At 70.7% G+C, this 23,148-nt stretch carries 13 protein-coding genes; 2 read left to right on the top strand and 11 right to left on the bottom strand.

What is annotated here, in order from left to right:
• The first annotated feature begins 23 nt into the window (after positions 1-23).
• A complete protein-coding gene (locus tag ACFYMC_RS15790; RefSeq protein ID WP_388524703.1) occupies positions 24-1,481 on the top strand; it encodes a DUF2637 domain-containing protein in 1,458 nt (485 codons plus the stop codon).
• 87 nt (positions 1,482-1,568) lie between these two features.
• Here the strand turns inward: ACFYMC_RS15790 and lysS are convergent, their stop codons facing one another.
• Positions 1,569-3,308: a lysine--tRNA ligase gene (gene lysS / locus ACFYMC_RS15785; protein ID WP_388524588.1), complete on the bottom strand. Its 1,740-nt coding sequence runs from the start codon at positions 3,306-3,308 to the stop codon at positions 1,569-1,571.
• 176 nt (positions 3,309-3,484) lie between these two features.
• On the opposite strand from lysS, the gene argS reads away from it, so the two are divergent.
• Positions 3,485-5,260: an arginine--tRNA ligase gene (argS, locus tag ACFYMC_RS15780; RefSeq protein ID WP_388524585.1), complete on the top strand. Its 1,776-nt coding sequence runs from the start codon at positions 3,485-3,487 to the stop codon at positions 5,258-5,260.
• 268 nt (positions 5,261-5,528) lie between these two features.
• Here argS and ACFYMC_RS15775 read toward each other — a convergent pair whose 3' ends face one another.
• The 10 genes from ACFYMC_RS15775 to ACFYMC_RS15730 form a co-directional block, all read right to left on the bottom strand.
• Entirely contained in the window at positions 5,529-8,564 is a 3,036-nt protein-coding gene (locus tag ACFYMC_RS15775; protein WP_388524582.1) for a protease pro-enzyme activation domain-containing protein, read from the bottom strand.
• A 526-nt stretch (positions 8,565-9,090) separates the two neighbouring features.
• Positions 9,091-9,363, bottom strand: coding sequence for a DUF1876 domain-containing protein (locus ACFYMC_RS15770; protein WP_388524579.1), 273 nt, complete (start codon positions 9,361-9,363; stop codon positions 9,091-9,093).
• A gap of 112 nt (positions 9,364-9,475) precedes the next feature.
• A complete protein-coding gene (gene hemB, locus ACFYMC_RS15765; protein ID WP_388524576.1) occupies positions 9,476-10,474 on the bottom strand; it encodes a porphobilinogen synthase in 999 nt (332 codons plus the stop codon).
• A gap of 316 nt (positions 10,475-10,790) precedes the next feature.
• Positions 10,791-12,452, bottom strand: a complete 1,662-nt coding sequence (locus tag ACFYMC_RS15760) for an alkaline phosphatase D family protein (RefSeq protein WP_388524573.1) — start codon at positions 12,450-12,452, stop codon at positions 10,791-10,793.
• 140 nt (positions 12,453-12,592) lie between these two features.
• A complete protein-coding gene (gene putP, locus ACFYMC_RS15755; RefSeq protein WP_388524570.1) occupies positions 12,593-16,201 on the bottom strand; it encodes a sodium/proline symporter PutP in 3,609 nt (1,202 codons plus the stop codon).
• 298 nt (positions 16,202-16,499) lie between these two features.
• Positions 16,500-17,291, bottom strand: a complete 792-nt coding sequence (locus ACFYMC_RS15750; protein ID WP_388524567.1) for a CAP domain-containing protein — start codon at positions 17,289-17,291, stop codon at positions 16,500-16,502.
• Between the two features lie 522 nt (positions 17,292-17,813).
• Entirely contained in the window at positions 17,814-19,484 is a 1,671-nt protein-coding gene (locus ACFYMC_RS15745; RefSeq protein WP_388524564.1) for a uroporphyrinogen-III synthase, read from the bottom strand.
• Positions 19,481-20,467, bottom strand: coding sequence for a hydroxymethylbilane synthase (gene hemC, locus ACFYMC_RS15740; protein ID WP_388524561.1), 987 nt, complete (start codon positions 20,465-20,467; stop codon positions 19,481-19,483). Before hemC ends, ACFYMC_RS15745 begins: the two co-directional genes overlap by 4 nt.
• Positions 20,464-22,248 carry a glutamyl-tRNA reductase gene (locus ACFYMC_RS15735; RefSeq protein WP_388524558.1) on the bottom strand — a complete coding sequence of 595 codons (1,785 nt, stop codon included), beginning with the start codon at positions 22,246-22,248 and terminating at the stop codon, positions 20,464-20,466. The genes hemC and ACFYMC_RS15735 overlap by 4 nt, the downstream gene beginning before the upstream one ends.
• A complete protein-coding gene (locus ACFYMC_RS15730; RefSeq protein WP_388524556.1) occupies positions 22,245-23,021 on the bottom strand; it encodes a redox-sensing transcriptional repressor Rex in 777 nt (258 codons plus the stop codon). The genes ACFYMC_RS15735 and ACFYMC_RS15730 overlap by 4 nt, the downstream gene beginning before the upstream one ends.
• Positions 23,022-23,148: the final 127 nt, after the last annotated feature.

Raw genomic sequence — 23,148 nt, 5'->3', positions numbered from 1 at the left:
CCCTTGACGCTTGAACTCATTGAATCATCAGGGAAGCCCTCGACCTGCTGCTGACCTGGATCCGAATACCCTTCCCCCTGCTACGACAGACCGCCTGGTTGTTGACGGCCGCGACGATCGCCTTCAACGGCGCGGCGGCCTGGCCCGATCCGCTCGGCGTGGGCATGCACGGCGTCATCCCGATCCTCTTCGTGGTCACCGTGGAGGCGGCCCGGCACGCGGTCGGACGGATCGCGGACATCACCGCCGACCGGCACATGGAAGGCGTCCGCATCACCCGCTGGCTGCTCTCGCCGGTGCCCACCTTCAAACTGTGGCGACGGATGAAGCTGTGGGAGCTGCGCTCCTACGAACAGGCCGTGGGCATGGAACAGGACCGGCTGATCTACCAGGCCCGCCTCCAGGCCCGGTACGGGCGTCTGTGGCGACGGCGGGCACCGGTGGAAGCCCTGATGCCGCTCCGGCTGGCCCGCATCGGAGTGCCCCTCTCCCAGACCGGCCCGTCGGGGCTGGCCGCCGCCGGCATCGAACCGGCGCTGATCCCCGCCAAAGACGCCCTCCCGGGCGCCCCCAAGGAAGCTCTCGACACGGCTGAAGCTCCGGACGTGAGCACCCTGGCGCAGGCACCGCAACCGATCAGCCCGGAAGCCCTGACGGCCGTTCACAGCGCCGGCCTACTCACCCCCGAGGTGATCCAGGCCGTGCGCGCGGCGGGAGTACTGGCACCGGAGCCGGAGCCCGCTGCGGTGCGTGAGATCGTGCCCCAGCCGCAGGTTCCGGGAACCCCGGACGCGCCGGGGCAGATGGCCGCGCAGCCGACCACCACCGCGGCCCCGCAGGTCCCCCATGTTGCGGCGACGCAGGCCCAGCCCTTCCTCGTGCCTCAAGCCCCACCCGTGCACCAGGTGCCGGGCGCACCGGCAGCACAGGACGTGGCCGCCGGCCAGGGCTACGCCGGTCACGGACAGCTTCACCCGGGCGCCGGGCACCACCCGGTGAACTACGCGGTGCTGCCCGAACAGATGCCGGCACCGCACGCGAGTCCCTGGTTCGCCGCGCCGAACGCTGCGATGGGCCCGATGGCACCGAACGCCCCCGAAGCCGCACCACCGGCCCCGGGCCCCCGGCGCGACGACCAGCCCGCGCCCGAGGCACCGGCCCGGGGCGGCGAGGCGCAGATCCCCTCACAGCGCACCGAGGAACGCGGGCCCGTGGAACAGGAGCCGGCGGCGGCCGAGTCAACGGCCGAGGAAACGGCCGAAGAGGCAGCCGAAGAGGCGCTGTTCCAGGAGGCCGCTTACGCCGTCTTCCACGCCTACGTCGATGAGCACAGCAGTATCCCGACCCCCGAGCAACTGGACATCTACCTCGCCGACCGCCACGGGGTCACCCACCCGCGCAGCGCCTCCCTGCTGCGTCGGATGTTGCCCGAGCTCAAGGCCCGAGACCAGGCGGAGCGCGAGGCCGAGCACATCGCCTGAGCGCTCGCCGGCACCACGGACGACCAAGGGCCGCCACCCCGGATCCAGGGGTGACGGCCCTTCGAGGCCGGCGGGGTGCCCGGCGACTCAGGCGGCCAGCAGCTTGCGCACCCGGTCGGCGCCCACCGCGAGCAGCAGGGTGGGCAGCCGCGGCCCGGTCTCGCGGCTGACGAGGAGCCGGTAGAGCAGGGCGAAGAAGGTGCGTTGGGCGACCTTGAGCTCCGGCGTCGGCTTGGCGTCCGGCGCCAGCCCCGCCATCACCTTCGGCACCCCGTAGACGAGGGTGGTGAGCCCCTCCAGCGACCAGTGGGTGTCCAGTTGCTCCAACAGCAGCCGCAGGGACTCCCGGCCGTCCTCGTCGAGGGAGCCCAGCAGTTCGGTGTCGGGCTCCTCGCGCACCAGGGTCCGCTGGTCAGCCGGCACCTGACTGGTGATCCAGTTCTCGGCGCGGTCGAGGCGGGGGCGGACCTCGTCGAGGGAGCCCAGCGGGTGCTGCGGGTCGAGGTCGCTGAGGATGCGGATGGTCTGCTCGTCGTGGCCGGCGGTGATGTCGACGACCGAGGCGAGCGTGCGGTACGGCAGGGGGCGCTCCGTGCGGGGCAGCTCGGCCGCCGCGGTCCGCACGGCACGGGAGTGGGCGGCGAGGTCGGCGGGCAGGGCGGAGCCGTCGGCGACCTTGGCCTCCAGCTTGTCCCACTCGTCGTAGAGCCGCTGGATCTCCTGGTCGAAGGCGATCTTGAAGGACTGGTTGGGGCGCCGGCGGGCGTAGAGCCAGCGCAGCAACTGCGGCTCCATGATCTTCAGGGCGTCGCCGGGGGTGGGCACACCGCCCTTGCTGGAAGACATCTTGGCCATGCCGCTGATGCCCACGAAGGCGTACATCGGGCCGATCGGCTGCTCGCCGCCGAAGATGTGCACGATCTGACCGCCCACCTGGAAGGACGAGCCGGGCGAGGAGTGGTCGACGCCGGAGGGCTCGAAGACCACGCCCTCATGGGCCCAGCGCATCGGCCAGTCGACCTTCCAGACCAACTTGCCCCGGTTGAACTCGCTCAGCCGGACCGTCTCGGTGAACTCGTCCTCGGTACAGACGTAGGTCATCTCGGTGGTCTCCTCGTCGTAGGAGACCACCTTGGTGAAGTCCTTGTTGCACGCGCCGCAGTACGGCTTGTACGGGAAGTAGCCGGACTCGCCGCTGCTGCCGTCGTCCTCGGCTGCTGCGCCCGAACCCTCGGCCGCTTCCAGCTCCGCCTCGTCGACCGGCTTCTGCTGCGGCTTCTTGCCGGCCGGCTTCTGCTTGGTGCGGTACTGGTCGAGTACCGCGTCGATGTCGCCCCGGTGCTTCATCGAGAACAGGATCTGCTCACGGTAGGCGCCGGTGGTGTACTGCTCGGTCTGGCTGATGCCGTCGTACTCCACGCCCAGTTCGGCGAGCGCAGAGGTCATCGCGGCCTTGAAGTGCTCCGCCCAGTTCGGGTGCGCGGACCCGGCGGGCGCGGGGACAGAGGTAAGCGGGCGCCCGATGTGCTGGGCGAAGCTCTCCTCGTCGACCCCGGGGATGCCCCTGGGTACCTTGCGGTAGCGGTCGTAGTCGTCCCAGGACAGGACGTGGCGGACCGGGATGCCGCGACGACGGATCTCGTCGGCGACGAGGTGGGGGGTCATGACCTCGCGCAGGTTGCCGAGGTGGATAGGGCCGGAGGGGGACAGACCGGACGCGACGACCACAGGTTTGCCAGGTGCGCGCCGCTCCGCCTCGGCGATGACCTCGTCCGCGAAACGGGAGACCCAGTCGGTCTCGGTGCTGCTCTGGGCGCTCTGAGCCACGACACGTCCTTCTATCTCGAATGCTGGCTTCAGCCATTCTCCCAGACGGAATGCCCTCGCCCGAGGTTGCTCTCCCGCGGGAATATCGCGGGAAGCCCCCAGCCCCCTCGTGGGATACTCCTGGTTCGGCATGACCGGACACCCATCCACCCGCACTCTGACAGGAACGGCAGCTCATGGCCTCGGTCCCCTCCCTCGCTTCGACCGTCAACCAGCGCGTCGCGGACGCCCTCGCCTCCGCCCTTCCGGAGGCCGGAGCCGCCGACCCGCTGCTGCGACGAAGCGACCGGGCCGACTTCCAGGCCAACGGCATCCTGGCACTCGCCAAGAAGGCCAAGGCCAATCCGCGGGACCTCGCCAGCAAGGTCGTCGAGGGCCTGCCTGCCGGTGAACTGCTTCAGGGGATCGAGGTCTCCGGACCCGGCTTCCTGAACATCACGGTCACCGACCGGGCGATCATCGAGACTCTGGCGGCGCGGGCCACCGATGCGCGGCTGGGCGTCCCGTACGCGCAGAACCCGGGCACCACGGTGATCGACTACGCGCAGCCGAACGTCGCCAAGGAGATGCACGTCGGGCACCTGCGGTCCGCAGTGATCGGCGCGGCGATGGTCGAGATCCTGGAGTTCACCGGTGAGCGGGTGGTGCGCCGCCACCACATCGGCGACTGGGGCACTCAGTTCGGCATGCTCATCCAGTACCTGATCGAGCACCCGCACGAGCTGGACCACAAGGCCGAAGGGGACGCGGAGGTCTCCGGTGAGGAGGCCATGTCCAACCTCGGGCGCCTCTACAAGGCCTCGCGGGCGCTCTTCGACTCCGACGAGGAGTTCAAGACCCGTGCCCGGGCCCGGGTGGTGGACCTCCAGGCCGGCGAGCCCGAGACGCTGGCGCTGTGGCAGCGGTTCGTGGACGAGTCGAAGATCTACTTCTACTCGGTCTTCGACAAGCTGGACATGGACATCCAGGACCCCGACGTGGTCGGCGAGTCCGGCTACAACGACATGCTGGCGCAGACCTGTCGGCTGCTGGAGGAATCGGGCGTGGCCGTCCGTTCCAACGGCGCCCTGTGCGTGTTCTTCGAAGACGTCAAGGGTCCGGACGGCAACCCGACCCCGTTGATCGTCCAGAAGTCCGACGGTGGTTTCGGCTACGCGGCCACCGACCTGTCGGCGATCCGCAACCGGGTCGGCGAGCTGAAGGCGACCTCCCTGCTCTACGTGGTGGACGCCCGACAGTCACTGCACTTCAAGATGGTCTTCGAGACCGCGCGTCGGGCGGGCTGGCTGGGCGAGGGAGTCCAGGCGGTGCAGCTTGCCTTCGGCACCGTCTTGGGTAAGGACGGCAAGCCGTTCAAGACCCGTGAGGGCGAGACGGTACGGCTGGTGGACCTGCTCGACGAAGCCGTGGAGCGGGCCACCTCCGTGGTGCGGGAGAAGGCGGCGAAGGTGGGCCTTTCGGAGGCGGAGATCGTCGAGAACGGCCGCTACGTCGGCATCGGCGCGGTGAAGTACGCGGACCTGTCCACCTCGGCAGCCCGCGACTACAAGTTCGACCTCGACCAGATGGTGTCGCTGAACGGCGACACCTCCGTCTACCTCCAGTACGCCTACGCCCGTATCCAGTCGATCCTGCGCAAGGCCGGCGACGCCAGGCCGGCCGCGCACCCGGAGCTGGCGCTGGCCCCGGCGGAGCGGGCACTGGGTCTGCACCTGGACGGTTTCGGCGAGCTGATCGCCGATGTCGCGGCGGAGTACGCCCCGCACAAGCTGGCTTCCTACCTGTACCAGCTGGCCTCGCACCTGACGACGTTCTACGACCAGTGCCAGGTGCTGAGCGAGGACAACCCGGCCGAGGTGGTCGCCAACCGCCTCTTCCTGGTCGACCTCACCGCCCGCACCCTGCACCAGGGCATGGCCCTGCTGGGCATCCGCACCCCCGAGCGGCTCTGAGAGCCTGTCGGGTCCTTCGGCCGGAAGACGGACGCGGCGGGGTGCGTGCGCGGTTCTCTGGCGCCGGGACGCCCTCGTAGCGGGTCTACCCGGGCGTATCGGCAACGCCGCAAGCGCGCGTGCCCTGCCGTGAGCGCCCGGCCCGAGGCCACCGACGGACTCAAGGGCCGGGCCGCCCGTGGGGCGGCTGCCACCACACGCACACGAGCGCCCGCCGGCACGGAACTTCCGTGCCGGCGGGCGCTCGTCCCGTATGGTGCCGCCCGACCTACTCGTAGTAGCCGAACAGGTCGGCGATCACATGGACCTGACCGGCGTTCGCCCGGAAGGCCACCTTGCCGTTGATGACCGGCACGGTGACCAGGTTGGCCACGGTCTGCCCCTTGACCCAGTTCAGGTTGGAGGCGTTGGGCAGCGAGCGCCCATCGGGCCACACCGTCAGGAAGCCGCCGGAACTCGGCTGTGTGATGGTGACGTTGAGGACCACGGCCTTCGCCTTGGACAGGGAATGCCCGTCGTCGAGGTTCAGGGCCAGCTTGGTCCCGCCCTTGAGCGGGCGCGCGCCGGAGGTGCCCAGCGCGTACCGGGTGTCGAGCAGGCGACTCGGCCCGGCCGTGCGGAATGAACTGCCGTTCGCCGAGTCGGCGTAGTAGCCGAAGACGTCGGCGACGAAGTGCACCGAGCCGTAGCCGGCGTTGTACAGGTTGACGGTCCCGTCGCTGCCGATCGGGAGGACGACCTGGTTCGGCCTGGTCTGGCCGGCCGACCAGTTGATGTTGGAAGCCGTGGGACGGGAGGTCCGCCCTGGGTAGGCGATCAGGTGACCGCCCGACTTCGGGGCGGTCGCCGTGACGTTGAGGACCACGGCCCGCGCGCCGCTGCTCGGAACACCGCCGGCGCCCGCGACCTTCATCTTGATCAGGCTACGGCCTGCGACCGGCGACTTGCTGGACCGGCCGATGGCCGCCCGGGTGTCGAGGATGCGCGAAGGCCCCGTCGGGTTGAAGGTGGCCCCGCCGGCTTCGTTGGAGAAGTACCCCGAGACGTCCGCGATGATGTGCACGGTCCCGTTGCTCCAGCTGAACATCTCGACGGAGCCGTTCTTGCCCACCGGCACGGTGACCAGGTTGGGGACGATCTCGTTCTTCAGCCAGTTCAGGTTGGAGGAGTCCGGACGGGTCGTGCCGCTCGGGTAGGCGGTGAGGTGGCCGGCCCCGGTCGCAGAAGCCACCGTCACGTTCATGACCACCGAGGTGACGCCGGTGGAGGGAACACCTCCGGCGCCGGTGACCTTCAGGCGCACGGCGGTCTTGCCCGCCACCGCCTTGGTGCCGGAACGCCCGATGCCGTAGCGGGTGTCGAGGATCCGCTTGGGTGCCAGCGGGTGGAAGGTGGCCGCCCCGGACCGGGGAACTGCCTTGCACAGGCCCGAGATGATCTGCCTGCCCTGCGGGGAACCGAGGCCGGTGGCCAGGTCGTAGCCCGCACCCGCCTGGAACAGGGAGTGCCCGCCGCCCGCAGGCGCGAAGGCGTTGTCGCCGCGGGTGACGTCGCGGAAGGCCGAGGACGGCAGCCGGTACAACGCCGGGTGGGCGAAGCCGACCGGGCCGTTCGCGGCGCACGCGAGGGACTGGTTGGCCTGGGCGATCAGGGCCGCCCACAGCGGCGAGGCGCCGCTGGTGCCCCCCATGAAGTACCAGCTGTCGTCGTAGGAGACGAGGTAGCCGGTGTCGGGGTCGCCGAGGCCCGCGACGTCCGGCACCTGACGGCAGGCACGACCCGCGGAGGCTTCGCACCTTCCGTCGTACCCGGTGCCCTTGACCTGAGCCTGGTAGCCGGTGGCCGCGTCCAACGTGAAGTGCTGGGAGACACCGCCGCCGCCGGCGCCGCTGTCGTTGTTCCACACGGACTCGCTGGTGCCACCGGCGCCCGTCATACGGGTGCCGCCCACCGCCAGCACGTAGGGCTGGCTGGCCGGGTCGTCGGTGGACAGCTCCTTGGCGTTCGGGGTGTCCAGGTCTCCGAAGTAACAGCCGTTGGAACCGCTGTCGCCGGAGGCGGCCGTCACCGTCTGGCCCTGAGCCGCCGCCTGCTGGAAGATCAGGTTCTCGGCGTCCATCACCTCCCGCGGCGTGTTCAGCTCGCAGGAGCCCCAACTGGTGGAGATGACCTTGACGCGGTTGTCGTTGACCATCTTGCGGTAGACGTCCACGCCCTGCGCCCAGGTCGCGTTCTGGGCGTCCGGACCCTGGTAGACGACGACCTTGGCCTGCGGGGCCAGACCGATGATGGTCTGCACGTCCAGCGCCGTCTCCAGGCCGTAGCCACCACGCGGGGTGATGGTGGGCCCGCCGTGCACCTTCACGGTGCTGATCGGCACCTTGGTGCCGTGACAGGCCTGGTACTCGGCCATGTCGGCGGCCCGGAAGCCTTCAAGAGCGAACACGCCGACGGTGGTACCGGTCTGCACGTTGCTCTGGTCCACCATGCCGTAGGCGGTGGCCAGTGAGCGCGGCGTCCAGTAGTCGCGGGTGTCCTTCAAGCCCGAGCCGGCGAGGTCATCGGTCAGCCAGGAGCACGTGGCCGGTGTCTTGCCGGTCAGCCGGCCAGCGACCCCGGTGGTGCCTGTCGTCGGGGCCTCGGCGGCCTTGGCGCGTTCGGTGCGTGCCTTGCTGAGCGCCACCTTCCGGGAGCCGGTGTGACGGGGCTCGTAGGTGGCCAGCGTGTTCAGGCCGACGACCGCGCGGACCGAGGGGGCTATGTCGCCGCCGAGCAGCGGGGCCCGGGTGTTGGTGACGCCCGCGCGGCCGTCCGCGAGACGGTAGCCGTCGAACTCGGTCCGGAATGCCTTGGCGGCCTTGCCGATGGTGGTGCGTACGGACAGCGACAGTCCGTCCGGACCGAGTTCACCGACCGTCAGACCCTCCTCGCGGAGCTCCCCGCGGACCTTGGCGACCGTCTTCGGATCGGCGCCGAAGCGTCCGGCGAACTCGCCGGTCTTCAGGTACTGCTTGTAGTGCGGTGAGGCGGGGTCGGAGACCTCCGCGATGAAACGTTTCAGGCCGGCCCCGTCACGTGGCTGGAGCACCACGCTGAGCTCCAGGGCCTGCCCGTCGGCCGGCTCCGCGGCGCGTACCGCCCCCTTGGGTACGCGAGGGGCCTCCCCCACCCGCTGTGGGCTCGGGCTCGGCGCGGTCTCGGCCAGCGCCGCCGGAGCGATTCCCACTCCGAGTGCGAGCGCAGCCGTGACGGCCACTCCCGCACGCCCCCTGCCCTGCTTGTCTACACGGGCATGACGACCCATGCACCCTCCCCTTGTTGTTCCTGATACGTGAATTCCGCGCGAACGGGCCCCCCTTCGCGCTTCAGCGCATATCTACCAGCCGGTCAACAACGAGGTGACCGCGGGGTGTCCGGATCACCCACAGGCGTCGGAGAAGAACGGAGCGTGCGGGTCGGCGCACTCCCGGTGCACTGCCTGGGACGAGTGCCGGGGGCACGATCGGGAGGGTGGGTGTCTCCAAGGAGGGACGTCAGCAGAACTCAGCCTCCCCGCGCAACCCGGGAGGCGCTGGAATCGACGCGGCACCAGGCCGGTCGCGGGCCCGGCGTGGCGTCAGGGGTGCGGCCCGAGGAACACGCCACGCTACTGCGCGAGCGCGACCTCGGACGTCACGGTGTGCCGGGGGAGCCGGCTCAGCGGCGGGGAGGAGCCACGTGCCGGAGGAGGAGCTGCCCCGGCACGACGAACCCACCCGGCATCAGCGGGCTACGACCGGCTGGAGGCCGCCCAGCTTCCGCGGGGCGGCCTCCAGCCGGGAGCACGTGGTTCAGTGGGTCAGGGGATAGGAGTGCCGTCCGGTCGCCTCGTCGATCTCTCCGTGCGCCTTCTGTAGGAGCTGGGAGGCGAGGTCCATCAGCGCCCGGGCGCCGGAGATCTCCTCTCCCACCCGTAGCTGTTCCGGGTCGGACGGATGACGCATGGCGTAGCCGCGCGCCCTGCACTCCGTACCGTCGGCCAGCCTGAGCAGGGCCGCCGCACTGGTGCGGTGCCCTTCTTCCGTGAATTCCATCTCGATGTGCCATCCAGCGAGCGTGGACATGGCAGATCACCTCCACCGGTCTCCTTCCAGGGTGCGCCTTCGCCGGAGCCCGCGCGAGACGATGGGCGGGCGGGCTCCGGCGAAGCGACCTGGAAGGAGCGACCGGAGCGACTTAGGCCCCGCGGACCCAGCCCGCGACCTCGGTCGCCCAATAGGTCAAGATGGTGCCGGCGCCGGCGCGTTTGATGCCCACCAGGGTCTCCATGATGGCCCGGTCGCGCTCCACCCAGCCCTTCTCGGCGGCGGCTTCGATCATCGCGTACTCGCCGGAGATCTGGTACGCGGCGACGGGCACGTCCACCTCCTGGGCGACCCGGTAGAGGATGTCCAGGTAGGGGCCGGCCGGCTTCACCATCACCATGTCGGCGCCTTCGTCGAGGTCCAGCGCCAGCTCGCGCAGTGACTCGCGCGCGTTCGCCGGGTCCTGCTGGTACGTCTTGCGGTCGCCCTGTAGTGAGGAGGCGACAGCCTCGCGGAAGGGACCGTAGAAGGCGGAGGAGTACTTCGCCGTGTAGGCGAGGATGGACACGTCCTCGTGGCCGGTCTCGTCCAGCGCGTCGCGGATCACGCCGACCTGGCCGTCCATCATCCCGCTGGGGCCGACCACGTGGACGCCCGCGTCCGCCTGCACCTGGGCCATCTCCGCGTAGCGTTCCAGCGTGGCGTCGTTGTCCACCCGACCGTCCGAGTCCAGCACCCCGCAGTGACCGTGGTCGGTGTACTCGTCCAGGCAGAGGTCGGACATGATCACGAGCTCGTCTCCCACCTCGGCCTTCACGTCCCGGATCGCCTGCTGCAGGATGCCGTCCGGCTCGGTGCCCGCGGTGCCCAGGGCGTCCTTGTTCTCGTCCGCCGGAACTCCGAAGAGCATGATCCCGGCGACGCCCGCCTCCGCCGCCTCGACGGCCGCCTTCCGCAGCGTGTCCCGGGTGTGCTGGACCACACCGGGCATCGCGTTGATCGGCAGGGGCTCGCTCAGTCCTTCCCGTACGAACGCCGGAAGCACCAGGTCGGAGGGGTGCAGTCGGGTCTCGGCCACCATGCGGCGCATGGCGGGGGTGGTGCGCAGCCTCCGGGGCCGCGAGCCGGGGAAGGATCCGTACGCGCTCATCTTCAGTCGCCTCTTCGAGCATCGACAGCATTCGGGACCAGCCTAACGAGTTCGTGCCCGCTGGTCGGTGAGACCTCGATGGCCCCGGTGGGACTCGGCGTTCGCAGCCGCCGCGACCGCAGCGGGGCTGCGGTCCACTGGCGGAACGGCACACCTGTGAGAGCTAGTTGGCGCACCCCTCCGCGGCAGCCGATGCCGTCGAAGATCTCCGCGAGGCGCCCTCAGTCGAGGGCCTGACCGGCACCCTGCGCCACTGCCCGCCTGCCACCACGAGCCGGTCGGGTGCCGGTCGCCTCAAAGCCGGTGGCGAGGGACTTCAGCGCACCGGCTGATTCACCCTCTCGACCTTCTGGGTCCCGTTCCGGGTTCGGTAGGAGCGGACCCAGGCGGACGTCGCGTCCTGCTTCGTCCGGTCGGACAGCGTGAAGTAGTCCATCTGCGAGCGTTCGGCGCTCACGTCGAGGACGCCGTAGCCGTGGTGGTCCATGTCGACCCACTTCACGTGGCGGTTGGCGAGTTTGACCGCGCTCTGTGCGAGCAGGGAGACCGTGCCCGGGGGGACGTGCAGGATGTCGTCCAGGTTGTCGGTGGTGACGGACGCCACCACGAACTCGGCGGCGGCCGACTGCGACAGCGGATACGTGGCCGCCTTCACCGGAACGTCGTTGGCCCAGGCCGTGTGGATGTCACCGGTGAGGAAGACGGTGTTCTTGATGCCACGGCCCGTCAGGTGGTTCAGAAGTTCCTTGCGGTCGTCCGTGTAGCCGTCCCACTGGTCGACGTTGACCGCGAGTCCTTCCTTCGGGAGGCCGAGCAGCTCGGCGATCGGCCCCATCAGGTACGCCGGAAGGGAGCCGAAGGCGACCGGCGAGATCATCACCGAGGTGCCGACCAGCTTCCACGTCGCCTCGGACGCCGCGAGGCCGGACTTGAGCCAGTCGAGCTGGGCGCGGCCGGTGATGGTGCGGTCGGGGTCGTCGACCTCGCCGCTTCCCACCGACGCCTGCTGGGAGCGGAAGGACCGTAGGTCCAGCAGGTGCAGATCGGCCAGCTTTCCGAAGCGCAAGCGGCGGTAGACGGTGCCTTCGGTGGCGGTGCGGACCGGCATCCACTCGAAGTAGGCCTGCTTGGCCGCCGCGGCGCGGGTCGCGTAGTCGCCCTCGGCTCCCGGGGTGTGGTTCTCGGCGCCACCGGACCAGGCGTTGTTGGCGATCTCGTGGTCGTCCCAGATCGCGATGATCGGGTGGGCGGCGTGCATCGCCTGGAGATCGGTGTCGGTCTTGTACGTGCCGTGGCGGGTGCGGTAGTCAGCGAGGGTGAGGATCTCGTGCTTGGGCTCGTGCTGGCGTACGACGTACTTCGCCTCCGGAATGCGCCCCGTCCCGTACTCGTAGATGTAGTCACCGAGGTGGAGGACCGCGTCCAGGTCGGCGCGGGCGGCCAGGTGGCGGTACGCGGAGAAGTAGCCGTTCTCCCAGTTGGCGCAGGAGACGACACCGAAGCGCACGCCGGACACGCTCGCGTCCACGGCGGGCGCGGTGCGGGTGCGGCCTACGGGGGAGAGCGCGGCGCCGGAGCCAAAGCGGAAGTAGTAGGCGGTGGCGGCGCGCAGACCGCGCACGTCGACCTTGACGGTGTGGTCGTTCTCGGCGGTGGCTACGGTCTGACCGCCGGCGACGATCCGAGCGAAGCCCTTGTCCTCGGCGACCTCCCAGCTCACTTCCGTGGCGGGGCCCCGCCCGGAGCCCGGCAGGGAGTCCGGGGAGGGCGTGACCCGCGTCCAGAGCAGCACTCCGTCGGAGAGCGGGTCGCCCGAGGCGACACCGTGGAGGAAGGCAGGACCTGGCTCCGCGGTGGAGGCGGTGGAGGCGGAAGAGGAAGAAGTAGTGCCGGCCATCACGGATCCGGCGATAGCGGTGGCGGCAGCAGCCTTGACGACCGAGCGCCGGTTGGTGGTCGTGCGGACTCTGTTAGTCACGGCCCGTCAGACTACCGACTGGTACGGCAAACGGGCAGACCCGTGCACGCGGGTTCACTCGCCGTACATGAGCGCCCCGCCCCGGCTGCCGACGCGGAGGTCGGACCGCTCGCCGGCTTTGGGATCCGGGCAGCGGCGACTCATAGTGACGGAGCCCGGCCCATCCCGGCGGTGGGGTTCTCGGCGGGGATGACCTGCTCCGTCCAGATGGTCTTTCCGGTCGCCGTGTAGCGGGTGCCCCAGCGCTGGGCGAGCTGGGCCACGATGAGCAGCCCACGCCCCCCTTCGTCGGTGGTCCGGGCGTGGCGCAGGCGCGGGGACGTGTTGCTGCCGTCCGAGACCTCGCAGATCAGGTCGCGGTCCCGGATCAACCGCAGCGACAGGAGCCCGGCTGCGTGCCGGATGGCGTTGGTCACCAGTTCACTGACGATGAGCTCGGTGGTGAACGCCAACTCGTCCATGCCCCACTCGCCCAGCTGCCGGCCGGCGACGGCCCGGGCCTGCGCCACCGCCGCCGGGTCGCCCGGCAAGTCCCAGGAGGCGACCCGGTCCGGGGCCAGGACTTTGGTGCGGGCGAGCAGCAAGGCCGCATCGTCGGACGGGGGGCCCGACAGGAGGGCGTCGAGGGTCCGGCGGCCGTTCTCCGCCAGCGTCGGTGCACGCTCCGCCAGGACGTCGCCGAGGCGGGCGAGCCCGATGTCGATGTCCCGGTCGTAGCCCTCGATGAGGCCATCGGTGTAGAGGGCGATGAGACTCCCCTCCGCCAACTCCAGTTCTACGGACTCGAACGGGAGGTACCCGAGCCCGAGGGGTGGCCCGGCTGGCAGGTCGAGGAGTTCGGCGCCGCCGTCCGGGCCGACGACCACAGGCGGAAGGTGTCCGGCCCGGGCGAGCGTGCACCGCTTGCTGACCGGGTCGTACACGGCGTACAGACAAGTGGCTCCGAGGAAGGCGGTGCCCGCGACGTCGTCCCCGGGCTCCGCCGGCTCGTCACCGTCGTCGGCCCCGATGAGGCCGATGACCAGGTCGTCGAGGTGCGCCAGCACTTCGTCCGGGGCAAGGTCCAGCTTGGCGAGCGTGCGGACTGCGGTGCGCAGCCGACCCATGGTCGTCGCCGCGGTCATGCCGTGGCCGACGACGTCGCCGATCACGAGGGCGACCCGGGCGCCCGAGAGCGGGATCACATCGAACCAGTCGCCGCCCACACCGCTCGGGGCGTCAGCCGGGAGGTACCAGGACGCCACGTCCAGTGCGGACCCTCCCATCAGCTTCTGTGGGAGCAGCGACCGTTGCATGGACCGGGCCGCGGTGCGCTCGCGGGTGAAGCGGCGCGCGTTGTCGATACTCACCGCCGCGCGGGAGACGATTTCCTCGGCGAGGCGTACGTCGTCCTCCTCGAAGGGGCCGGCCTCTCTCCCCCGGGCAAACGTCGCCGCGCCCAGGGTGACGCCACGGGCACGAACGGGGATCACCATCAGTGAACGGAAGTCGAAGGCACGGACGGAGTCTCCCAGGGAGCGGTCCTCGGTCAGCCAGCTGCTCGTGTCGGGGTCCAGGACGCGTTCCACCAGGGTCCGGCTCTCCAGCAGGCAGCGGGTCACCGGCGACGACGGGGCGCGCCGTACCGCCTCCCCCACGGCCAAGGTCGCCTCCGGCCAGCCGTCGTGCGCCGAACGCCGTGCCGCGCGACGGATGACGGGGGCCATGCCGACCGGTCCGGGGGGCGGTTCCTCCCCCCGCATGACCGTGTCGAGCAGGTCGACGGCGACGATGTCGGCGAGGGACGGCACGGCCGCGTCGGCCAGTTCCTGCGCGGTCCGCGTCACGTCCAGGGTGCTGCCGATCCCGGCGCCGGCGTCGTTGAGCAGGGCCAGGCGTTCCTGTGCCCGCCAGCGTTCCGTGACGTCGATGATCATGTACCAGATGCCCACCTGCCGACCCTGGCGGTCCTTCATGGTGAAGAAGGACGCGGAGTACGCCCGCTCACGGTGGGGATCGGTGCGACTGATGCCGCGGAACTCGTAGTCCATCACCGGTCGCCCGGTCCTGAGGACCGTCCGCATGCGCTCCTCGAACGCCTGCGCGTCCTGTTCGGACAGCACATCCCCCACCTCGCGCCCCAGCCGGCGGGCGAGCGGGACCATGCGGTCCAGCGGCTCGTTCACCCAGACGTAGCGCAGGTCCGTGTCCAGGACGGCGATGCCCACCGGTGCATGGGTGAGGAACGGGGTCAGCATGAGCTGGTTCACCCCGCCTCCCGGCATCCGCCAGAAGGCCTGTTTGGGGGGCCGGCCGACGAGGCCGCCGAAGAGCAGCGCGGCGAGTGTGGCGACCAGCACGCCCGGGACCATCTCGTAGACGTCCGACTTGAGCGGTCCGAGCAGCGGGTTGATCCTTTCCCAGAGCAGTACCGTGCCCGCGCCCGAGACGATCCCGGCCATGGCTCCGGCCCACGTCATGCGTGGCCAGTACAACGAGAGCAGGACGACCGGCCCGAAGGCCGCACCGAAGCCGGCCCAGGCGTAGGAGACGATGCCGAGCAGCCCGTCAGCTCTGAGCGCGATCAGATAGGCGATGAGGATCACCAGCACGACGGAGCCGCGGCCCACCCACACCAGCACCTTGTCGGTGGCGCGGCGGTTGAGGAACGCGCGGTAGAAGTCCTCCGTGAGGGCGACGGAGGACACCAGGAGCTGGCTGTCGGCGGTCGACAGGATCGCGGCGAGCACCGCGATCAGCATCAGCCCGGCGACCCAGGGGTTCAACAGGGTCTGGCTCAAGACGATGTACACGGTGTCCGGGTCGGCGAGCGGCGGGCTGATCCGCCCGATCCCCAGGAGCCCGATGAGCGTGGCGCCAGCCAGGACGACGACGACCCAGCCCGTACCGATGCGACGGGCCGCGGGGATGGCTCGGATGCTGCGGATGCCCATGAAGCGGGCCAGGATGTGCGGCTGACCGAAGTAGCCCAGGCCCCAGGCGAGCAACGAGACGATGGCCACGCCCCCGAGCGATGCACCCGTCGACCACCGGCCGTCGACATAGCGGACGTCGGCCCCCGGATCGAGCAGCCCCGGCGAGGCGCGGTCGAGGGTCGCGCCCAGTTCTCCCAGGCCACCGATGGCCGTGATGCCGACCAGCGAGAGCACCAGCAGGGCCACGAACATCAGCGTGCCCTGCAGGACGTGCGTCAGGCTGACGGCGAGGAAACCACCCAGACAGGAGTAGATGACGATCACCAGGGCAGTCACGGTCACGCCGAGCCCGAAGCGGAGGTCGAAGACGTTCTGGAAGAGCAGCCCGCCAGCCACCAGCCCACTGGCGACGTAGGCGGTGAAGAACACCAGGGTGACGGCGGCCGAGGCCATCCGGAGCGCCCGGGTGCGGTCCTCGAAGCGCTCCTCCAGGTACGCCGACAGGCTTACGGCGTTCCCGGCGCGCTCGGCGTACGTCCGGAGCCGGGGCGCGACGAAGAGCCAGTTGAGGTAGGTCCCGACAACCAGCCCGACGGCGATCCAGCTGGCGCCGATGCCGGCCGCGTACACCGCTCCGGGCAGCGCGAGGAACAACCAGCCGGACATGTCGCTGGCCCCTGCGGACAGGGCGGCGACGAGCGCGCTGAGCTTGCGGCCACCCAGGGCGAAGTCGGTGAACGTGTGCGTGCGGGCGTAGGCCCAGACACCTGTTGCGATCATGGCGATCACGTACACGAGGAACATGGCCACGATCGGCGCGCTCAAGTCGAACATACGGCCCTCGTCTGCGAGGCTCCTTGCGCGTCGGCGCGACTTTGCGCCCGTCAGCGGCGTGCCCGCAAGACAAATCTATACATCGCAGCCGCTAACGGGCGACTTCTCATGCACGCCGACACCAGCCCGACCTACCGAGACGTACGGACGAGAACCCGGCCACCTGGGCCGTCCGCACAGCTGCGCTCACGGGCCCTGTCAGGGCGGCGCCACGGCGGGGAGGGCGCCGCGAACCGACGGGCGGCTTCGTGCAGTGGCCCATGGCCGAGCGGCGGCGCCGGCACGCTCACGAGAAGGCTCAGCGGGCGCCGAAGGCCTGCGTCCAGTAGTAGTTCGGCTGCGCGAGGCCGATGCCGATCTCCTTGAACGAGCAGTTGAGGATGTTCCTGCGGTGGCCGGGGCTGTTCATCCAGCCGTCCATGACCTTGGCGGCGGTGCTGTAGCCGTAGGCGACGTTCTCGCCGTAGGTGCGCCAGTCGTAGCCGGCGCGGGTGATGCGCTGGCCCGGGTCGGAGCCGTCGGAGCCGGTGTGCGACATGTTGCTGTGGGCGGCCATGTCCTCGCTGTGGTTCTGGGCAGCGGACATCAGCTTCGCGTTGATGGTGAGCGCCGAGCAGCCGGCGTTGGCGCGTTCCTTGTTCACCAGGGCAAGGACCTGGGCCACGTCCCCGGAGGTCGGGACGGTGGAGGTGGTGGGCGGCTTGGTCGCGGTCGGCTTGGGCTTGGCCGTCGCCGGCTTGGTCGCGGTCGGCCTGGGCTTGGCCGTCGCCGGCTTGGTCGCGGTCGGCCTGGGCTTGGCCGTCGCCGGCTTCGCCTTCTTCGTTCCGTGGGTGGACTTCGCGGTCGGCCGGGCCCCGTGCCCGCGGCCGGGGTGTCCCTGACGATCCTCGTCGCTCTTGTGTTTTTGGGCCGCGTTGGCAGCCGGCACGCTGTCGGAGGGGCGCACGGTCCGCTGGCTGGCAGCCTTCGTGGTGCCCGGTTCCTGCGTGTTCAGGCATGCCATCGCGACCGCGGGTATCCCCACGATGCCCGCCGTGGCGAAGGCGATAGTCATCTTCTTGTAGTGCGTCTTCTTGCGATGCTTCTGCACGCGTGACCTCACTCGGTGGTTGCGGATCGCCCGGCGCACGGCCCGGAGGAGCGCCGGGTGGCCGCCATTCTTAGAAGCACCGTGAGGGACTGGCAAGCCTCGCCCGCGCACCGCACCGAGGCTGGGCCCGGCCCGACTTGAAATGGGCGGACGAGCATGCTGCCCTTCGGAAGCAGCAGGACACGCAATAGCTGACGCGTCGTCAAAATGGTTTCTGAGCAGCGACTTCAAGAAATCAGCGGCAGCTCACGGGATTCTCATTTCGACAGGGAGGGGAATGTCGACCACCAATAAGACAAAGCGTGACATGTCAGCAGCCCGGCAGCGGACGTAATGCTTCCGTTATCGCTCGAACCGCCGTGACGCATGTCACTGTTTCAGTACGGGCACAGCCGCCCGCCCGCCCGTCACCAGCCGCTACCCGTGCGCAACCGCGAACACCCACCCGCGCGCCGCACGGGGCCCACACACACGTGGGGCCCGGGTGCCGAAGCATCCCGGGCCCCACCAGGCGCAAAGACCTCAGGTGCTGCGCCGCCGCCGCGCGCCCGGTCGGCGCTCGCTGGGGCGGGTCACCGGGTCCCCGGCCTCCAGAGCCGCGGCACGGCGCGCCCTGCCGTACTCGGCGAGCGCCTCGGCGAGCTTGCCCACGCTCGGTTCCGGCGACAGGACGTCCACCCGCAGCCCGTGCTCCTCCGCGGTCTTGGCGGTGGCCGGGCCGATGCATGCGATGACCGTGACGTTGTGCGGCTTGCCGGCGATGCCGACGAGGTTGCGCACCGTGGAGGAGGAGGTGAAGAGCACGGCATCGAACCCGCCGCCCTTGATCGCCTCCCGGGTGTCCGCCGGCGGCGGAGAAGCGCGCACCGTCCGGTAGGCGGTGACGTCGTCCACCTCCCAACCCAGCTCGATGAGCCCGGCCACCAGGGTCTCGGTGGCGATGTCGGCACGCGGCAGGAAGACGCGGTCGATCGGGTCGAAGACCGGGTCGTAGGGCGGCCAGTCCTCCAGCAGACCGGCGGCGGACTGCTCACCGGAGGGCACCAGGTCGGGCTTGACGCCGAACTCGACGAGCGCGCGCGCGGTCTGCTCACCGACGGCCGCGACCTTGATCCCTGCGAAGGCCCGTGCGTCGAGCCCGTACTCCTCGAACTTCTCACGGACCGCCTTGACCGCGTTCACCGAGGTGAAGGCGATCCACTCGTAGCGGCCGGTGACCAGGCCCTTGACGGCCCGCTCCATCTGCTGCGGGGTTCGCGGCGGCTCCACCGCGATGGTCGGCACCTCGTGCGGCACCGCGCCGTAGGACCGCAACTGGTCGGAGAGGGAGGCCGCCTGCTCCTTGGTCCGGGGTACCAGGACCCGCCAGCCGAAGAGCGGCTTGGACTCGAACCAGGACAACTGCTCGCGCTGCGCGGCGGCACTATGCTCACCGACCACGGCTATCACCGGCCGGTAACCCTCGGGGGAGGGCAGCACCTTGGCCTGCTTGAGGACCTGCGCGATGGAGCCCAGGGTGGCCGTCCAGGTGCGCTGGCGGGTGGTGGTGCCGGCGACCGTGACGCTCATCGGCGTGTCCGGCTTGCGCCCGGCCGAGACCAGCTCCGAGGCGGCGGCCCCGACGGTCTCCAAGGTCGCGGAGACCACGAGCGTGCCGTCGCTGGCGCCGACCTCGGACCAGCAGCGTGCCGAGGCCGTCTTGGCCTCGACGAACCGGACGTCTCCGCCGCCCTCACGGGCCCGCAGCGGCACCCCGGCGTACGCGGGGACCCCGACGGCGGTCGCGATGCCCGGAACCACCTCGAAGGGGATGCCTTCGGCGGCACAGGCGAGCATCTCCTCGCCTGCGTGCCCGTCGAGTCCGGGGTCTCCGGACACCGCACGGACCACCCGCCTGCCGGACCGCGCGGCCTCCATGACAAGATTGGCCGCATCCCGGATCACCGGGATACCGACGGTTGCTGATGCCTCGTCAGCGACTGTCAGCTGTGGCGTGTCGACTCCCGCACGCGCATGTGTACGCACGACGTCGAGCACCTCGGGCTCGGCGATCAGTACGTCCGCGCCCGCGAGCGCTTCGACCGCGCGCAGCGTCAGCAGTCCCGGATCGCCGGGGCCGGCACCGAGGAAGGTGACGTGCCCCTGCGCGGCAACGGCCGGAAGGGCGGAGGTGGTAGGGCTTGTGGGGCTCAAGACGCTCGCTCCCCCATCAGACCGGCCGCGCCCTTGGCCAGCATCTCGTCCGCGAGTTCGCGGCCGAGCGCCATGGCCTCGTCGTACGACTGGGGCACGGGACCGGTGGTGGACAGCTGCACCAGCGCGGATCCGTCGGTGGTACCGACAACACCGCGCAGGCGCATTTCGTTGACAATCTGCCCGTCGGCCAGCAAGTCGGCGAGCGCCCCCACGGGTGCGCTGCAGCCGGCCTCCAGGGCGGCGAGCAGGGACCGCTCGGCGGTCACGGCGATCCTGGTGTGCGGATCGTCGAGCCCGGCGAGCAGGGCGGCGAGGTCCGCGTGGTCCGCGGCACACTCGATCGCCAAGGCCCCCTGGCCGGGGGCGGGCAGGACATGGTCGACCGCGAGGAAGTCAGTGACCTCGTCGCTGCGGCCTATGCGGCGCAGGCCGGCCGAGGCCAGCACCACCGCATCGAGCTCACCCGCGTGGACGTACCCGATGCGGGTGTCCACGTTGCCGCGGATGGCGACCGTCTCGATGCGCTTGCCGAGCACCCGGGCGTAGGCGTTCAACTGGGCCATCCGACGCGGGGAGCCGGTACCGACCCGTGCGCCGTCGGGCAGCTGCTCGAAGGTCAGGCCGTCACGTGCGACCAGCACGTCGCGCGGGTCCTCCCGGCGCGGGACGGCCGCCAGGACCAGGTCCGAGGGCTGGGCCGTCGGCAGGTCCTTCAGGGAGTGCACGGCGAAGTCCACCTCGCCGCGCAGCAAGGCGTCGCGCAGCGCCGTGACGAAGACGCCGGTACCGCCGATCTGCGCGAGGTGCTCGCGGGAGACGTCACCGTAGGTGGTGACCTCCACCAACTCGACGGCGCGGCCGGTGAGCCGGCGCACCGCCTCGGCCACGTGACCCGACTGGGACATGGCCAGCTTGCTGCGGCGGGTGCCGAGCCGGAGCGGCCGGTCAAGGCCGCCTGGGCGGTCGGGGCCTGATTTCATGATGCCCGTCCTGGGTTCTTCTCGGTGTTCTTCACATCGCCGCCGTTCGTGCTGGTGCTCACTCCGCCATCCGCCCGACTGACGGAAGCCACCGTCTGCGGGTCGAGATCGAAGAGTTCGCGCAGCGCCTCGGCGTACCCGGCGCCACCGGGCTCGCTCGCGAGCTGCTTGACCCGCACGGTCGGCGCGTGCAGGAGCTTGTCGACGACGCGGCGCACGGTCTGGGTGACCTCGGCGCGCTGCTTGTCGTCCAGTTCGGGCAGTCGGCCGTCGAGCCGGGCCACCTCGCTGGCCACCACCTGCGCGGCCATCGCGCGCAGTGCCACGACCGTGGGCGTGATGTGCGCGGCGCGCTGTGCGGCGCCGAAGGCGGCGACCTCCGCGGAGACGATGTCGCGCACCTGCTCCACGTCCGCGGCCATCGGGGCGTCGGCCGCGGCCTCGGCCAGCGACTCGATGTCCACCAGCCGCACGCCCCGGATCCGGTGCACGGCCGCGTCGATGTCGCGGGGCATGGCGAGGTCGAGCAGGGCGAGCCGGGCGTGCGCGCGCCGGTCGTGGGGGGCGCCGTTCCCGGAGCTGCCGCGCCGCAGCGTGCCGCGGCCGGCGGCCTCGCCCTGGTCGGCCCAGGCCCCGTGCAGTTCCAGCGCGCCGGCGTCCACGCCGGTGATCGCGGCCCGGCCGTCCACGGCGGGCGCGTCCAGGTCGAGCGGGCAGCCCTCGGTGAGCGCCTCCGCGCCGACCGTCGAGGCCAGCGGGGACCGCACCGGTCCGGCGTCGGTGAGCCGGCCGTGCTGAGCGGCGGCGGCTGCGAGCCGGGCGACGAGGTCGCCGTCGGCGAGTCCGCTTCGGGCGGTGCTCCCCGAAGGCTGCGCGGGGACCGTACCCGACGCGATCGCCACGGGGGCGAGGGCGTCCGTCAGGGGCCCGTCCGGTCGGGTGGTGTGCTCCGTCAGCGCGCGGGACACCGCGTCGGCGGTCAGCACCAGCCCGGTGGCGCCGGTGCAGGAGACCACGATGTCGACTCGTGTCAGTTCGTCCGCGACCTCACTCATCGTGATCGCGTGCGCGGCGGCCCCGGTAGCTGCGGCGCCAAGGATCTCCGCGAGCCGCTTGGCCCGCTCCGCGGTGCGGTTGGCGATGACCACCTCGCTCACGCCGGCGCGCGCGAGGGTGGCGGCGGCCAGGGAGGACATGGAGCCTGCGCCGATCACCAGGGCGCGCTTGCCGGCGGCCCAGCCGGAGACCTCGGCGCCGGCGGCGAGCTGCTCCAGACCGAAGGTGACCAGCGACTGGCCGGCGCGGTCGATGCCGGTCTCGGAGTGGGCCCGCTTACCGACCCGGAGCGCCTGCTGGAACAGGTCGTTGATCAAGCGGCCCGCGGTGTGCTGTTCCTGGCCGAGTGCGAGGGCGTCCTTGATCTGGCCGAGGATCTGCCCCTCCCCTACGACCATCGAGTCCAGTCCGCACGCCACCGAGAAGAGGTGGTGGACGGCACGGTCCTCGTAGTGCACGTAGAGGTAGGGGGTGAGCTCTTCCAGACCCACGCCGCTGTGTCGGGCGAGCAGGGTGGAGAGTTCCGCGACACCGGCGTGGAACTTGTCCACGTCGGCGTACAGCTCGATCCGGTTGCAGGTGGCGAGCACGGTCGCTTCGGCGGCCGGTTCGGTGGCCAGCGTCTCGTGCAACAGCGCGATCTGTGCGGGCGCGGCCAGGGCGGCCCGCTCCAGCACGCTGACCGGCGCGCTGCGGTGGCTCAACCCGACGACGAGCAGACTCATGCCGGCATCACCGCCGGAAGGTCGCCGTCCGGGTTGCCGTCCCTGCGGGCGGCGGGCGCAGCGGGAGCGGTGCGGCCGACACCTTGCGCGACGGCCCCGGTCGCGGCCTCCTCACCGGCCTTGCGCTGCTCGTGGAAGGCGAGGATCTGCAACTCGATGGAGAGGTCGACCTTGCGCACGTCGACGCCGTCCGGCACGGACAGCACGGTGGGCGCGAAGTTCAGGATGGAGGTGACACCGGCGGCGATGAGTCGCTCACTGACCTGCTGGGCGGCGCCCGCGGGGGTGGCGATGACACCGATGGAGACGCCGTTCTCCTCGATGATCTTTTCGAGCTCGTCGGTGTGCTGCACGGGGATGCCCGCGACCGGCTTGCCCGCCATGGCGGGGTCGGCGTCGATCAGGGCGGCCACCCGGAAGCCACGGGAGGCGAAGCCCCCGTAGTTGGCCAGCGCGGCCCCGAGGTTACCGATGCCGACGATGACGACCGGCCAGTCCTGGGTCAGCCCGAGCTCACGGGAGATCTGGTAGACGAGGTACTCGACGTCGTAGCCGACGCCGCGGGTTCCGTAGGAGCCGAGGTAGGAGAAGTCCTTGCGCAGCTTGGCGGAGTTCACCCCGGCGGCGGCGGCGAGCTCTTCGGAGGAGACGGTGGGCACGGAGCGCTCGGAAAGCGCGGTCAGCGCCCGCAGGTACAGCGGAAGCCTGGCGACAGTGGCCTCGGGAATGCCTCGGCTGCGGGTCGCCGGTCGGTGAGTTCGGCCAGTTGCCACGATGCTCCTGCGGGATGAGCGGGGCTGCAGGCGGCCACTTGTCCCAGGACCGCCCCGTCGACAGCAGGCTATGTCTTTGTGAACGCGTGCACAAAGATTGTGTCCGCTTTGTCCGACCAAAGTGACC

The organism is Streptomyces sp. NPDC006879 (assembly GCF_042869595.1).
Taxonomy (GTDB): Bacteria; Actinomycetota; Actinomycetes; order Streptomycetales; family Streptomycetaceae; genus Streptomyces.
The sequence above is the reverse complement of the archived record's forward strand: the minus strand, read 5'-3'. Positions and strand labels throughout refer to the sequence as shown.

What these genes read in the sequence shown, in the direction of transcription:
- argS (WP_388524585.1), top strand. Translation starts at nt 3,485, where the DNA reads ATGGCCTCGGTCCCCTCCCTCGCTTCGACCGTCAACCAGCGCGTCGCG.
- ACFYMC_RS15775 (WP_388524582.1), bottom strand. Translation starts at nt 8,564, where the DNA reads ATGGGTCGTCATGCCCGTGTAGACAAGCAGGGCAGGGGGCGTGCGGGA.
- ACFYMC_RS15770 (WP_388524579.1), bottom strand. Translation starts at nt 9,363, where the DNA reads ATGTCCACGCTCGCTGGATGGCACATCGAGATGGAATTCACGGAAGAA.
- hemB (WP_388524576.1), bottom strand. Translation starts at nt 10,474, where the DNA reads ATGAGCGCGTACGGATCCTTCCCCGGCTCGCGGCCCCGGAGGCTGCGC.
- putP (WP_388524570.1), bottom strand. Translation starts at nt 16,201, where the DNA reads ATGTTCGACTTGAGCGCGCCGATCGTGGCCATGTTCCTCGTGTACGTG.
- hemC (WP_388524561.1), bottom strand. Translation starts at nt 20,467, where the DNA reads ATGAAATCAGGCCCCGACCGCCCAGGCGGCCTTGACCGGCCGCTCCGG.
- ACFYMC_RS15735 (WP_388524558.1), bottom strand. Translation starts at nt 22,248, where the DNA reads ATGAGTCTGCTCGTCGTCGGGTTGAGCCACCGCAGCGCGCCGGTCAGC.